This window comes from Rufibacter sediminis (assembly GCF_014269285.1).
GTDB lineage: Bacteria > Bacteroidota > Bacteroidia > Cytophagales > Hymenobacteraceae > Nibribacter > Nibribacter sediminis.
Genome location: NZ_JACOAF010000034.1, coordinates 25635 through 38649, shown reverse-complemented (window position 1 = coordinate 38649; position 13015 = coordinate 25635). Strand labels below are relative to the sequence as shown.

General features: G+C 54.2%; 12 protein-coding genes. 3 read left to right on the top strand and 9 right to left on the bottom strand.

Annotation, left to right across the window (positions count from 1 at the left end; genetic code table 11):
• Window positions 1–445: 445 nt before the first annotated feature.
• Window positions 446–1642, top strand: a complete 1197-nt coding sequence (locus H7U12_RS15090; RefSeq protein WP_186639470.1) for an anhydro-N-acetylmuramic acid kinase — start codon at window positions 446–448, stop codon at window positions 1640–1642.
• Window positions 1643–1886: 244 nt separating this feature from the next.
• On the opposite strand, the gene H7U12_RS15085 is transcribed toward H7U12_RS15090, so the two are convergent.
• From H7U12_RS15085 to H7U12_RS15050, 8 genes are all read right to left on the bottom strand, one after another.
• Entirely contained in the window at window positions 1887–4055 is a 2169-nt protein-coding gene (locus H7U12_RS15085) for a S9 family peptidase (protein ID WP_186639468.1), read from the bottom strand.
• 332 nt (window positions 4056–4387) lie between these two features.
• Window positions 4388–4630 carry a hypothetical protein gene (locus H7U12_RS15080; RefSeq protein ID WP_186639466.1) on the bottom strand — a complete coding sequence of 81 codons (243 nt, stop codon included), beginning with the start codon at window positions 4628–4630 and terminating at the stop codon, window positions 4388–4390.
• Between the two features lie 73 nt (window positions 4631–4703).
• Entirely contained in the window at window positions 4704–5420 is a 717-nt protein-coding gene (locus tag H7U12_RS15075; protein WP_186639464.1) for a CatA-like O-acetyltransferase, read from the bottom strand.
• Complete coding sequence (locus tag H7U12_RS15070; RefSeq protein ID WP_186639462.1) at window positions 5401–6075, bottom strand: Crp/Fnr family transcriptional regulator; 675 nt, start codon at window positions 6073–6075, stop codon at window positions 5401–5403. Before H7U12_RS15070 ends, H7U12_RS15075 begins: the two co-directional genes overlap by 20 nt.
• Before the next feature lie 197 nt (window positions 6076–6272).
• Window positions 6273–6860 (bottom strand): hypothetical protein, encoded by a 588-nt coding sequence (locus H7U12_RS15065; protein WP_186639460.1) that lies wholly within the window; start codon window positions 6858–6860, stop codon window positions 6273–6275.
• A complete protein-coding gene (locus H7U12_RS15060; protein ID WP_186639458.1) occupies window positions 6854–7363 on the bottom strand; it encodes an RNA polymerase sigma factor in 510 nt (169 codons plus the stop codon). The genes H7U12_RS15065 and H7U12_RS15060 overlap by 7 nt, the downstream gene beginning before the upstream one ends.
• Window positions 7364–7685: 322 nt before the next feature.
• Window positions 7686–8450: a hypothetical protein gene (locus H7U12_RS15055; RefSeq protein ID WP_186639456.1), complete on the bottom strand. Its 765-nt coding sequence runs from the start codon at window positions 8448–8450 to the stop codon at window positions 7686–7688.
• A gap of 655 nt (window positions 8451–9105) precedes the next feature.
• Window positions 9106–10146 (bottom strand): threonine aldolase family protein, encoded by a 1041-nt coding sequence (locus tag H7U12_RS15050; RefSeq protein ID WP_186639453.1) that lies wholly within the window; start codon window positions 10144–10146, stop codon window positions 9106–9108.
• A 296-nt stretch (window positions 10147–10442) separates the two neighbouring features.
• Between H7U12_RS15050 and arsC the strand changes: the two genes are divergently transcribed.
• Window positions 10443–10784: an arsenate reductase (glutaredoxin) gene (gene arsC / locus H7U12_RS15045; RefSeq protein WP_186639451.1), complete on the top strand. Its 342-nt coding sequence runs from the start codon at window positions 10443–10445 to the stop codon at window positions 10782–10784.
• On the opposite strand, the gene H7U12_RS15040 is transcribed toward arsC, so the two are convergent.
• The gene (locus H7U12_RS15040; RefSeq protein WP_186639449.1) at window positions 10774–12069 is read right to left on the bottom strand and encodes a TCR/Tet family MFS transporter; all 1296 of its coding nucleotides are present in this window, start codon (window positions 12067–12069) and stop codon (window positions 10774–10776) included. The two genes, arsC and H7U12_RS15040, sit on opposite strands and share 11 nt — an antisense overlap.
• A 276-nt stretch (window positions 12070–12345) precedes the next feature.
• Here H7U12_RS15040 and H7U12_RS15035 point away from each other — a divergent pair, with 276 nt between their 5' ends.
• Entirely contained in the window at window positions 12346–12624 is a 279-nt protein-coding gene (locus tag H7U12_RS15035) for a hypothetical protein (protein ID WP_186639447.1), read from the top strand.
• Window positions 12625–13015 lie beyond the last annotated feature (391 nt).

Genomic DNA, 13015 nt, shown 5'->3' with positions numbered 1-13015 from the left:
GGGATTCTTTGTTTTAGGGCCGATTTCACTAAAGTAGGGGTAAAGCGTGGTTGCGTGTGGATTTGGGTTGGTCGAAATTTTTCTGCCAGCCATCGTTTTGAGGCTTCGCCTCACTGAAGTTGAAAACTTCAGCTCATGTTGGGTCCAAGTTGAAAACTTGAACCAGCTATATTCTGGAACCAGCTATATTTTTAGAACTTAACGGCCCTACCCTTTGAAGGGAGGCAGCGGAGGAATGATCTACTCGCGCAGAATATCAAGTACTATGGCGCGGAAGTTACTTCCGTGACTTGCATTAGCGTTTTTCTTAAGTCACGGAAGTAACTTCCGCGCCATAGGGTACCGGTTTTGATGGTATAAAGGAACAGATGCCACTGCAAAAAAGAACGGTCACAGTTTTGCCTCTCAGAAATCTGCTTTACCTTTCCCCTTTCCCCGAACAGCTATGAATACAAATCTCCGCCGTCTGCTGGAAATAGCAGAAAAAGATAAAAGAACCATCATCGGATTGATGTCCGGCACCTCCCTGGATGGACTGGATGTAGCGCTTTGCGAAATGACCGGCCACGGCACCCAGACGCAGTTGGTCCTCCGGCAATTTGACACCATGCCGTATGACGCCGCTTTCAAAGAGCAGGTAAAAGCCATCTTCTCTAAACGCGAGGTGGACCTGGAAAAAGTCTGTCTGATGAACGCTTACATAGGAACCTACCACGCCGAGTTGATCAATGCCTGTCTGGAGAAGTGGGGCGTTTCGGCGCAGGAGGTGGATGTCATTGCCAGCCACGGCCAGACCATTTACCACGCGCCCGCCTCGCAGCATAAACTCAACGGCATGCCCAACGCCACCTTGCAGATTGGCGACGGCGACCACATCGCCGTGAAAACCGGCATCATCACCCTCAGCGATTTCCGGCAGAAGCACATTGCCGCCGGGGGAGAAGGCGCGCCGCTAGCCGTGTACGGCGATTATCTGCTGTTTTCCGAAAAAGGGCAGAATAGGATCATGCTCAACATTGGCGGCATTGCCAACTTCACCTTCCTGCCCGGCGACCTGGACACCACCCGCATCTTCTCCACCGATGTAGGTCCGGGCAACACGCTCATGGATGCCTATGTGCAATTGAAGTTCCCGGGAAAGTTCTATGACGCTGAATCGGAAATTGCTTCTCGGGGAAAATATGATGCTGCTTTGTTGACGGCGTTATTGGACCACCCGTTCTTTGGGTTAGGTTTCCCGAAAACCACGGGGCCAGAACTCTTCAATCTTGCTTATATGGAACAAGCTCAGGAAGCCTCCAACACGAGTCACCTGTCTGCGCAGGATGTACTGGCTACCTTAAATCGGTTTTCGGCTACGGCCATCTGTGAGGCCATTACCCGTTCAACTCAGGAAAATTCCTTTGAGATTTTCCTGAGCGGCGGCGGCATGCACAACCCGTTGCTGCTCCAAAACATGAGGGAATTGCTGGGTGACACCGTCATCAGAAACACCGCTGAATTAGGCGTGTCACCGGATGCGAAGGAAGCGGTCCTGTTTGCTACGCTGGCCAACGAATGCCTAGTAGGAGAGAAGATCGATTTTGGGTCAGGGAAACAAAGCATTCCATCGGTGCAGATGGGCAAAATCAGCCTGCCTTAATTCTGTGGCAGCGGGCTAGTATATGAACTATTAGGAGCGTTTGAACAACCCCGAAACACCCCTAACCCAGCTATCTAAAACAGAAGAGCGGCCCTTTGGGGCCGCTCTTCTGTTTTAGGGGTATTTTGGTGAAAACTGCCTTGAAATGGGGCAAGTTGGTTGCATATCGGAAAGGATCATACGGGCACCACCGTAGAGACAAGGCATGCCTTGTCTCTACGGTGGTGCGGGCACTTTCTCTGATTTATTTTGCTTGCAAATACCGCTCGAAGAACTCGTAGGTGCGCAGCATCTGGTCAATACGCTGACGGTTGTTTCCGGCGCGGGTGATCTCGTGGGTAGCGCCGGGGTGCCGGACGTATTCCACCGGGCGGTTCAGGACTTTGAGGCTTTTGTAGAGCATCTCGCTTTGGATAACGCCGGTGCGCAGGTCATTCTCGCCGTGGAAGATGATGAGCGGGGTGGTGATGTTCTGCACGTACGTCAGCGGTGACTCGCTCTGGATAATGCCTTTGTGGGCTTCTTCCCACGGATAACCCCCAAAATAATTAGGTACTAGGCGCCAGGCGTTCCCTTCCCCAAAGAAGGTGCTCAGGTCATACACGCCGCGTTGGGAGCAAGCCGCTTTGAAGCGTTTATCATGGCCTAGAATCCAGGAAACGAGGTAACCGCCGTAAGAACCGCCCGTAATGGCCAGGCGGGAAGTATCGGCCCAGCCCTCGGCTACGGCTTTGTCCAGGGCGGTCAGCACGTCGCTGGCCGGACCCGCGCCCCAGTCTTTGATGTTGGCCTTCATGAACTCCTCGCCGTAGCCGCCGGAACCGCGCGGATTGGCGTACACCACGCCGTAACCTCTGCTAGTGAAGTACTGATACTCGTGCCACATACTGTTTTCGCCGGGGCCCCACATGGCAGTCGGGCCGCCGTGGATCTCCAGCAGGAGCGGGTATCTCTGGCCTTCCACAAAGTTGGTGGGTTTCATGACCCAGTACTCCACCGTCTGGCCTTTGGCGTTGGTGAAAGTATGTTTCTGGGGTTGGCTCAGTTTCTTCTGACTTACCCAGTCGTGGTTGAAGGACGTGAGGCGAACGGGCTTTTTGGCATCGGCGGAAGCCGCGTACAGCTCATTGGGATTGGCTACCTCGGTGATGACATAGGCCAGCTGGTTTTTCCGCAGATCGAAAGCACTTACGCCTTTGGTGACATCGGTCAGGGACTCCACTTTTCTTTTCTGCACATCGGCGCGGTTCAACAGGATTCCGCCGTTGGAAGGGGAGGTGAAGTAGAGGTGTTTCTCGTTCTCGCTCCACACCAGGTTGCTTTTGTTGCGGTCATAGGCGATGGTGATCAGCTCAGAGGCTTTTCCGCCCACGGGCAGTATTCCCAAAGCCGGGATGCTCACCTGGTTAGAAGGACTGTATTGAAACGCGATCCATTTGCCCGAGGGCGACACGGTGCTCCCGGAGTACGACATGCCTTTCTTGCCCAGCAGTTGTTTGAGGCCGGTGCCGTCAAGGTTTACTTGGTAAATGGCGTTTTCCTGGGAGCGGGTGGGGTTCTCGGTCTCGTCGGCATTGGCGTCAAAGATGACTTGTTTGCCGTTGGCTGTGAAGTTGGGGTTGGAGCTGGAGAAGAACCCCGGTGTGAGGTCCTTAGGCGTGGCACCCGGTTTAGCGTCAATGAGGAAGATGTGCGACAGGTTGAGGTTAGACGAAGTGGTAGACTCTTCCTGGAACCGCAGCTGGTTGATGACCTTGGCTTTGTTGTCTTTCTCGTTCTGGTCCAGGTAGCCCCTGATCTCGGCCAGCGTGCCGTCTGGGTTGGGTTTGGCGGTGTTGGTGCGCAGGTTCTCGTTCTGGAAGAAGCCCGGTTTCTCATACGACCATTTGGGCAGATCTCGGGCCGGGTTCAGGGTGGAATCGGACAGTAACTCATTCAAAGCGATGCCCGAGGTGAAGAGCAATTGCTGACCGTTGGGGCTCCAGACCGGGTTGCCCGCGCCGTGCTTGAACTTGGTGAGTTGGACCGGCTCGCCGCCGGAAAAAGAGAGCAGGAAGATCTGGGGTTTGCTTTCCACCACACGCACAAACGCCAGCTGCTGGCCATCGGGGCTCCAGGCGGGCTGGGTGGCATTGCTGTTGCCGTAGGTGAGCTGGCGCGGTGCCTGGCTCTTATTGGTGGGCTGCAGGTACAACTGCGTGTTGTAGCGGAACTCGTTTTTCTTCTCGGGGTCTGGCTCAATGGAAGTGACGGTAAACGCCACCTGTTTGCCATCCGGCGATACGGCCACGGCACCCACTTGCTTGATTTTGAGTAAATCGGTGACCTGCACCAGGTTGTTTGTTTGCTGGGCCTGCACCCAGGAGAGACTTGCCCACCACAAAAGCAGGAAAGCGGCGAGTTGTTTGTTCATAAACGCGTTGGAAGGAATGGAAAAAGCTGGACGACAGATTACTCTCTGCCTTAAAGCTAAAAATTTATTCCTTCTCCCCGCAGGCTTTTTCAGGGGAATGCACCAGCCTACCAGTTCTCCCGACGGAGTCACTTCGTTTTAGGGCCGTTTCCTGGATTTCATATGAAAAACAGAGTTGGTAAGGTCACCTCATGGCTTAGAGTTAGCCAGACCTTCTGTAATAACTTGGGTAATCTCCGATAGAGAGTAGGGGCAATCCCTGGTGGTTGCCCGCATGCAAGAGCAAACGTAAAGGGCAACCACCAAGGATTGCCCCTACAGTTCTGTATAGTTTACCTTTTCTGCGCGATCTGTTGCAAGAGCTCTTCGTCTGAGGTTTGGTCCAGCCAATTGGCGGGCAGTTCCAGTCGGACGGTTTGGGCCTGGCCGCTGGGCGTGCAGATCACGGTGACAGTGCCCTCTTCAGATGCAGAGAGTTCGGTGGCTTTCTCGGCGGCTTTGCCTTCCAGTCCGGCGTAGGCCTGCACGCAGGTCCAGGTGAGGTTGTCTTGGTCGGTTACTTCCCGTTGCGTCATGTCAGTCAGAGTTGAGGATGATGGAATGGGAATGTAACGGACGCCGACCCGAAAAGATAAGGGTTTTCCTGTTTTAGAGCCGATTTTCTGAAAATACCGGTAAAACGGGTTCCTCTTGCACAGGCATTTCGTTTGAAAATTCTTCCGCCAGGTCCTGGATCACGCGTTGCATCTGCTGGAGGAACAGGTGCACGTGGTAGCCATCGGCGAGGGCGTGGTGCAGGGCGATACTCAGCGGCAGAATGACTTTCCCAGGCTGCACCTCCAGCTGCCCGAAGGCAATTTTAGGCACGCCGGCTTCCTGCGGATTCACAGAATAAGCGTGCTCTATGCCCGTGGATTTAAACCAGGGCAAAGTGGTGAGGTGCAGCAGGTCAGGACCCTGGTGCCCGACGAACAGTTGCTTTCCGGCCTGCGCGGCCGAGATTAAATCCCGGGAGTGGGCGCAGAACTCGGCCAGCGAAGGCTGATGCGGCAAACTCACGAACGAGATGGAATGGTCGTGCCGCAGCACGGTGGTGGAAAGGTCCACCCCCTCGTAAAGGACCACCGCCTCGCCCTCCAGCCGCAGCCGGAAACTCTCGGTGGCCCGGGCCGCTTCCAGCGTGGCGTACAGATAGCCCAGGAAAACGGAGTGGTTCTGTTGTTTGCAGCGGTGGTACAACGGCGTAATGTCTACCTGGGTGTGCACGTTGAAAAACGGTTGGGTAAAGGTCTTGAAGAAGCGGAACTGCTCCTCGCGGGCCCAGCCCTCTACCGGGAACGGGTGTTTATTGTATTTCGAAGTCATAGGTTTCAATTCTTTTTTCAATGCCCGGTCGGTTCATCTGCGCGACCAGGGTTCCTTTCATTTTTACAAGGTTTTCCTCCTCCAATTGACCCAGCAACCGGTTCAGGTTGCGTTGCGAAGTGCCCAGCAGCTCGGTGAGCAGCGGCTTGGAAATCTGCAACTCGTTGAGGCGGGAAAGCTCCCGCAGCACAATGAGCAAAGTATAGTACAGCCGGTTGGTGTTCTGGATGGAACTCTGCAACGAGGTGTTCAGCATTTTGGAAGCGATGGAACGGTGCATGAGCAGGTTGAACTCCTGTTCCTGGGCCAGCATCTGGAGAAACCGTTCACTGCTGATGTGGAAGAACCGGCACGCGGTGAGGGCCTGTACCGTGCAGAAATGGGGCATGTGCATGAGCGCTTCCACGTCACCCTCCACTTCGCCGGGGCCAAACACGCCCAGGGTGAACTGCTGCCCGGCGGCGGTGGTTCTGGTCACCTTCACCAACCCCGAGGCTAAGATATAGACTCCCTTGGGCGGGGTGCCTTGCTGCAAAAGTGTCTCCTGCGCCGCTAGACTGACCTCCCTGATCTGGTAACGCGCCAGCAAGGCCCCGTTCGTTTGCAGGAACGACGTGATCTTGGTGCGGTACTCGGTATAGAAATGCTCTTCCATGCCACAAACGTACGGCCTTCTCCAAACACAGGAAAGGACATTTGTCATGCCAGAAGAATCAGAGGATAATTTCTATTTGTTGTCGGTTGATGGATACCTCAGGTTTCGCTGGGCGGGTGGATGATTTCTTTGATAAACTCCTGCTTTGGGGCCGTTTTCCGGAAAACGGCTCCAAAGCAGGAGGGGTGCGCAAACCCTTACTCCGCTTTCTCCAGCGAGGCGATGGTGCGGTCTACTTTCTCCAGCAGCGGTTCCAAGTCTTGCTTTAACGCGTTTCGGTTATTGAAGTAGATGAGCACGTTCATGACCACAATAAATGTTACATACATGGCCAGTCCCGCTGGACTAGAAGAGAAACCCATGAAATAGAGCACTAAACACACACTGAACGGCAGCATGTACCAAAACAGGACACCTTTCAGCAGTTGTATTTGGTCTTGCAGGTAACGTCGGTACTGATGAAGATAGTGGACTAACGGGGTCGAGAAATTCTGCACGCTGTGACGGCGCGCGCGCTTCAACTGGTAGATGACAAGCAAACACCACGGAATGACCAGTGCTGCTCCTAGTTTGGTTAGTGGAAAGGGCAGGCGCCAAGCCACTAGCCCAAACAGCGGAATCATGATAAGCGCAACGGCTATCTCGGTGCGGTCGCGTTGGCGTATCTTTTGGTCTACGGTTTTGGCCTCCTGGCTTACTTCCTGCAGCAGCAAATGCTGGTTCAGGTGAATCTGGTCTTGCGGGCGGGCGTTCTGCCACAGGTTCTTCAAATCTTGGTCTAGCATACGGCGGGGCTTAAACAGGTGAACAGTTTTTCTCTGATGCGTTTCATCTTCACGGCCACGTGGTTTTCGGTGAGGCCGGTCACAGCGGCGATCTCTTTGTAGGGCAAGTCTTCTAAGTACAGCAGCACCAGCGAACGGTCTGTGTCGTTCAGTTTCTGGATGCAGGCGTGCAGGGCCTGGAGTTGCGCTTCTTTCTCCGGTTCCGGCGGGGCCTCGGGCAGGTTCATGAACTGGATGCTATCCAGCGGACGGGTGCGTTTCTGCGCTTTCCGGTTTTTATGGCGGGCTTGCAGGCAGACGTTCAGGGTGATGCGGTACACCCAGGTACGTACCTGCGCCTCGCCCCGGAACGAGGCCCAGGATTTCCAGATCTGCAAAACCGTTTCCTGAAACAAGTCCTGCGCCTCCTGGTGGTCTTGCGCGTACGAGCGGCAAATCCGGAAAATCCGTTCTTTGTCGGTTTCCAGGTGTTGCAGGAAAAGCGTTTCCGAAGGTGCGGTCATGGGCGCGGTAGTTTGGCCGGTTCAGTAAGTTAGTGTGCCGAACGCCCGGAATATGACAGCGGGGGAGAAAAAAATTGATAGTACTCAGAAGGCGTTTTCAGGCTGATTTCGGAAAAACAGGCCTAAACCGTCAAAGAACATCAGAAAGGTGAAAGAAAGGGAGCTAGTCCAGCGAGTGTACCAACTCCAGGGCCTCAGCCCGAGGAGATTGCCTTAGTAGAGCAAGGGAAGGACACCACCTCAAACCTATTCTTTGAACAAGATAAAAACGGAGCCTTCCACTTGTCTCACACTAAGACCGGCGGAAGGCTCCTTTGGTCTATTACTCAGCATACGGCTGGGCCGCGCATGTGCCATCCCCAAAGTTGACGGTGCTTTTCTGGCCGGTGGTTAATTCAATCAGCACCTTGCCCTGTACCGGTTTCAAGTTGGCCGGGGCCGCGCAGGTTTTCTTCAGCACCACGGGGGCCACCAGAGACGCTTCAAACGCGCCGTTCTGTTTCAGGCAACTGTACTGGGCGTCATAGACTTCCACCACATCGTCTGAGGTGTCATAGGGAGAGGCGGTGCCCGCGGTCTGGTGCGTTACCCGGTTCACCGAGTACCGGAACGAGCCACCGTTGGCCGGAAGCACCTGCGCATTGCTGCTTACCAGGCGCAACACCTGCACTTTGCCAGATACCTGTTGCCGCTGGAACGCAAAGGCTCCTTCCAGCGTGGTGCCGTTCACCTGGTAGTTGTCCAGGTAAATGACGCCCTCCAGGTTGATTTTGCTGCTGGTGAACATGGAAATCTTGCCGCTTCGGGTTTTCCCGTCCACGCATGTCGTTCCGGAGAACGTGAACGTGGTTTCCAGGCCATCGGGGTCCAGGGCATTCTGCACCGAGGAACACGCCAGAAAATTGCTGCCGGTAGGGTACGTGTCCCGCACCAGCAGTTCCACCTCGGTGGCAATCTGTTCTATCTGCCACATAGACTGGTCCCATTCATTGAGGGCCTTCGTGGGCGGCTGGGGCGCTTCCGGCTCCTCTTCTGAACAGGCAAAACCTAAAAACGCCAGCGCCAGGCAGTAGGCTAGGGGTTTCAAAAAAGCTTTCATTCAAGTAAGAGAAATTAAATGGATGTAGAGGAAAAGGACGAACGGCCTTACTGAGGCGGTAGTCCTGGTTACATTTCCTTTCCTAGACCAGCGCACCCCGGCTGGCCCCTATGTCCGTTTTCCAAAATCGGTTGTAAGCGTGTTTTTTCAGAATCAACCCGGAAATACACCGCCTGAAGTGATGGGTGAAGTGTGCCAGACGGAAGGCTGTTTTAAAGGTCTTATTAGAAAAGTGGCTGAAAACTAGCGGGCTCACCTAATTAGTAAAAGCTAGTTACATGCTTTGTAGTTGACCTTACGTGCCAGTAGATCACACGCATATCGTACCCCTTTGAAAGGGGTAGGGCCGTTAAGTTCTATTTTAATGAATTAATCCCTTCGAGAAGGCATTGCAGCATCACCATGCATATTTTGAGCCTAGCGGCTCACTGAAGTTGCAAACTTCAGCTCATGTTAGGTCCAAGTTGGAAACTTGAACCAGCTCTATTTTTTGAACTTAACGGCGCTATCCTTTGAAGGGGGACGTAATGTGTGTCTTTTTGCAAAGCACCGGTAATCACTCCCTGTAAAAAGAAAATCCCGTTTAGGGGCCGATTTTCTGAAAACGGCTCCTAAACGGGAGAAGAGGAATTCATGCCTGAGCTTACTTCAACCGCTCAGAAAGGTCTGTCACCTCCTGCAGGAACTGGTCTACCTGTTCCTGCGGCGTGGCCCAGGACGTAATCAGTCGGATGGCCGAGGTGCCTTCCGGCATTTTCCGCCAGACAAAGAACCCGTATTTCTTGGAGAGCTCCGTAATCAGGGCATCCGGCAGAATGGGGAAGATTTGATTCGTCTGCGATTGGGTGAGGAAAGAATAGCCCAGGCGTTGCAGTTGCGACGCCATGCGTTGCGCCATGGCATTGGCGTGGCCAGCCAGTTCAAACATGAGGTTGTCGCGCAGCAGCTCGGCGAACTGCATCCCGAAGAGCCGTCCTTTGGCCATGAGCGCGCCCCGCTGCTTGATGTAGTATTTGAAGTCTTTCTGGAGGCTCACGTTCGCCAGCACAATAGCTTCGCCGATGAGGCCGCCGCATTTGGTGGCCCCCAGGTAGAAGATATCCGTGAGGGCGGCGATGTCCGCGAGGGTGAGGTCATTGCCCTGGGCGGTTAAGGCCATCGCCATGCGGGCACCGTCCATGTACAGCAGCAGGTTGTTTTGGCGGCAAAATTCCGAAAGCTCCTCTAATTCGCGCTTCGTGTAAATGGTCCCGATCTCGGTGGAGTTGGAGATATACACAATCCGGGGTTTCACGGTGTGGTACTCGGGAAACTTGTTGATGAGCGGCCGGATGGCCTCCGGGCGGAGTTTGCCATCGGGGGTAGCCACGGTTTCAATTTTGTGCCCGGTGGCTTCAATGGCGCCGGCCTCATGCTGGTTGATGTGCCCGGTCTCAGCGGCTATCACCGATTCGTACGTTTTCAGGAAAGCCCCCAGCACAATGAGGTTCGCCAGCGTTCCGCCTGCCACCAGATGCACGTCTACCTCGGGGCGCTGGCACAGTTGCTTGATGGCCGCCACTGATTCCAGGGTGAACGCATCGTTTCCGTAGCCGGCCTGCTGCGTGAGGTTGGTTTCCGTCAGGCGTTGGAGGATGTTGGGGTGACAGCCTTCGCTGTAGTCATTGGTGAAACTGTAAAGCATGACAACGTATTAGTTAGGTAGTGCTGAGGTGCTGCCAAAGATACGGCTCAATTTCCAGAAGGAGAGGTTTCCGGCAGTAACTCTTAGGAGCGTGAGAAGGGTTTTTACCTGTTTTCAGGAAAAGAAGCCTAAAACGGCCGGGCAGGTTCTCGCGCGCTCCTGCTGGCGCAGGAAACAGGAAATGTAAACGATCTCGCCTATCTTTGGACCGGAGCTTGCGCCTTGTTGAGAGCCCGGCAAAGCCCCGGAAAGCTTCTTTTCAGGCGCAGGTACGCCGTCACGTTAACTTGAAAACCATGGTCACCATTTACCATAACAACCGCTGCAGCAAAAGCCGCCAAGCCCTGGAACTGCTCCAGAAGCACGGGCAGGAGGTAAAGATTGTCCCGTACCTCACGGCTACGCCCTCCGTGGAAGAGTTAAGAGAGGTACTGGCCAAACTCCAGCTAGGGCCCGAAGACATCCTCCGGAAAGGGGAGAAGCTCTACAAAGAAGTGTATGCGACCCAGCACCTCACCCCAGAGGAGTGGCTCCAGGTGTTGGCCCAGAACCCCGTGTTGATTGAGCGGCCCATTGTGGTGAACGGCGAGAAGGCGGTGATCGGAAGGCCCCCGGAGAACGTCTTGTCTATTTTGTAAGGCCGGGAGCCACCGCCGGAGCCTCATCGGGTACCGGAACCAGGTCCTGCGGCGGAGTTTGCGCAGTAACCTGCAGATCTTGCCGCGACAGCGAACGCACCGCCAGCACCACACTGATCACCGTGAGCACGGCCCCCATCAGGAACGGCGCACCGGGAAAATACACCGGAGCGTTTGCGCCGGTGAAGTACGCGAAAAGGTACGTCATGAGCGGCGGCCCCACAATGGAAGTGGCGCTAACCAGGCCGGTGAGCCCTCCCTGCAACTCGCCCTGCTCGTTGGCGGGAACCTGCGTGGAGATGATGCCCTGTAAGGCCGGGCCCGCAATGCCGCCCAGGCAGTACGGTACCAGAAACGCGAACATCATCCAGGGCTGGGAGGCAAACGCGAAAAGCAGAAAACCCAGCGCGTACAACGCCAGCCCGAAGTAAACCGATCGCTTAGGCCCCAGGGCCGGATTAATGAACCGGATGAGGCCGCCCTGCACAATGGCCACCATCAGCCCCACCGCGCCCAGCGAATAGCCCACCCACGCCTCGTTCCACTGGAATTTCTCCATGGTGTAATATGACCAGGTGCTTTGCGTGGAATGCGCCGCGATGTACACAAAAATGAGGGCGCCTACCAGTCCGGCCACCACCGGATAACGCTTGAGTTGCAGGAGAGAACCCACCGGGTTGGCCCGTCTCAGTTCAAAGGGACGCCGCAGTTCCGGCGAAAGAGATTCCGGCAGAATGAAGTATCCGTACAGCCAATTGAGCAGCGTGATGGCCGCGGCGGCGTAGAAAGGCACCCTGGGCCCAAACTGCCCCAGTACCCCGCCAATGACCGGCCCGATGATAAACCCCAACCCAAACGCCGCGCCTACCATCCCGAAGTTCTGCGCCCGTTTCTCCGGCGTGCTGATGTCTGCAATATAAGCGGTGGCGGTGGTCATGCTGGCCCCGGTGATGCCGGCTATGATTCTGCCAATGAAGAGCCAGCCAATGTTGGGGGCCAGCGCCAGCAGAATGTAATCTATCCCAAACCCGAACAGCGAGAACAGCAGCACCGGACGCCGGCCGAAGCGGTCTGACAGGTTGCCCAGCACCGGGGAGAACATAAACTGGGTCATGGAATAGGCGAACATGAGCCAGCCGCCGTACAACGAGGCCTCGCTCAGGCTGCCCTGAATCAGTTCACTGATGAGCCTAGGGAGTACCGGAATAATAATCCCAAACCCGATGACGTCTATCAGCAGGGTCACGAAGATAAACCCCAAAGCAGCAGTGCGTTTCCTTTTCATAGGTGTGTCCTGATTTACCGGGTTTCACTGGAAAACCTCCGGAAAGCAAAGGTGATAAAATAAAACGCAACTTGAAAAACACACTTCCGCACAGTAAAACCAAGAGCGCAGCAAATCTTAACCGGTGAAAAGAACCCTTAAACGGTTATTTATAAAAATTCGACTAAATAATTAGAATATTATGTGGTAAAAACACATATTTGCTAAATAAACAGTAAAAACCACATTTAATATTGAAATATGAAAAAATATCTACTAACCCTTGCCTTCTCTTTTATGATCTTTGGAGTTTCTATGGCTGATACTCCGCAAACGGCAACTGTGACGGCCCGCGAAATTGCGAACGCGTTGCAGTTGAACGAAGCCCAATATCTGAAAATCAGATTACTGGAACAAGGCCGCATGAAAGAGGTGAAAGAACCACAAGCCGATGTGGCCGCCATCAACAAAAAGTACACGGCCGCCCTGTTGGAAGTGTTATCGGCGGAGCAGAAAGTAGCTTTCCAGGCTTTTGCCAAAGCAAACCCTTCCATGCAGATCGCCCAGCTGCAGTAGAAGCTTGCCGCCTAAAACAGGAAGACCCGCTCCCAGGAGCGGGTCTTCCTGTTTTAGGGCCGTTTTCAGAAAATCAGGCATAAAACATATAACTAATACTTTTATACCGAAACCGATAATAGGTCTTAAGTAATAGGTATTAAGTCTTCCCCACTTTAGGTCACTATGGCGCGGAAGTTACTTCCGTGACTACCAGATTCTTTTTTAGGCACGGAAGTAACTTCCGCGCCATAGTGGGCTATGTCCTGAGAGGAAGGTAGAAGAAGGAGTTATATACTCGTGAGTATAAAATAGTTGGAATAGTAAGAAAAGAGCCATAGAAAAGCGTGGAGCCACCGGCAGATACAATAACCAGAGAAGCAGGAGTGTAGCATAACTCGCCAGAACGTTC

What these genes read in the sequence shown, in the direction of transcription:
- arsC (WP_186639451.1), top strand. Translation starts at nt 10,443, where the DNA reads ATGGTCACCATTTACCATAACAACCGCTGCAGCAAAAGCCGCCAAGCC.
- H7U12_RS15075 (WP_186639464.1), bottom strand. Translation starts at nt 5,420, where the DNA reads ATGACTTCGAAATACAATAAACACCCGTTCCCGGTAGAGGGCTGGGCC.
- H7U12_RS15070 (WP_186639462.1), bottom strand. Translation starts at nt 6,075, where the DNA reads ATGGAAGAGCATTTCTATACCGAGTACCGCACCAAGATCACGTCGTTC.
- H7U12_RS15080 (WP_186639466.1), bottom strand. Translation starts at nt 4,630, where the DNA reads ATGACGCAACGGGAAGTAACCGACCAAGACAACCTCACCTGGACCTGC.
- H7U12_RS15085 (WP_186639468.1), bottom strand. Translation starts at nt 4,055, where the DNA reads ATGAACAAACAACTCGCCGCTTTCCTGCTTTTGTGGTGGGCAAGTCTC.
- H7U12_RS15065 (WP_186639460.1), bottom strand. Translation starts at nt 6,860, where the DNA reads ATGCTAGACCAAGATTTGAAGAACCTGTGGCAGAACGCCCGCCCGCAA.
- H7U12_RS15040 (WP_186639449.1), bottom strand. Translation starts at nt 12,069, where the DNA reads ATGAAAAGGAAACGCACTGCTGCTTTGGGGTTTATCTTCGTGACCCTG.
- H7U12_RS15035 (WP_186639447.1), top strand. Translation starts at nt 12,346, where the DNA reads ATGATCTTTGGAGTTTCTATGGCTGATACTCCGCAAACGGCAACTGTG.
- H7U12_RS15050 (WP_186639453.1), bottom strand. Translation starts at nt 10,146, where the DNA reads ATGCTTTACAGTTTCACCAATGACTACAGCGAAGGCTGTCACCCCAAC.
- H7U12_RS15090 (WP_186639470.1), top strand. Translation starts at nt 446, where the DNA reads ATGAATACAAATCTCCGCCGTCTGCTGGAAATAGCAGAAAAAGATAAA.
- H7U12_RS15060 (WP_186639458.1), bottom strand. Translation starts at nt 7,363, where the DNA reads ATGACCGCACCTTCGGAAACGCTTTTCCTGCAACACCTGGAAACCGAC.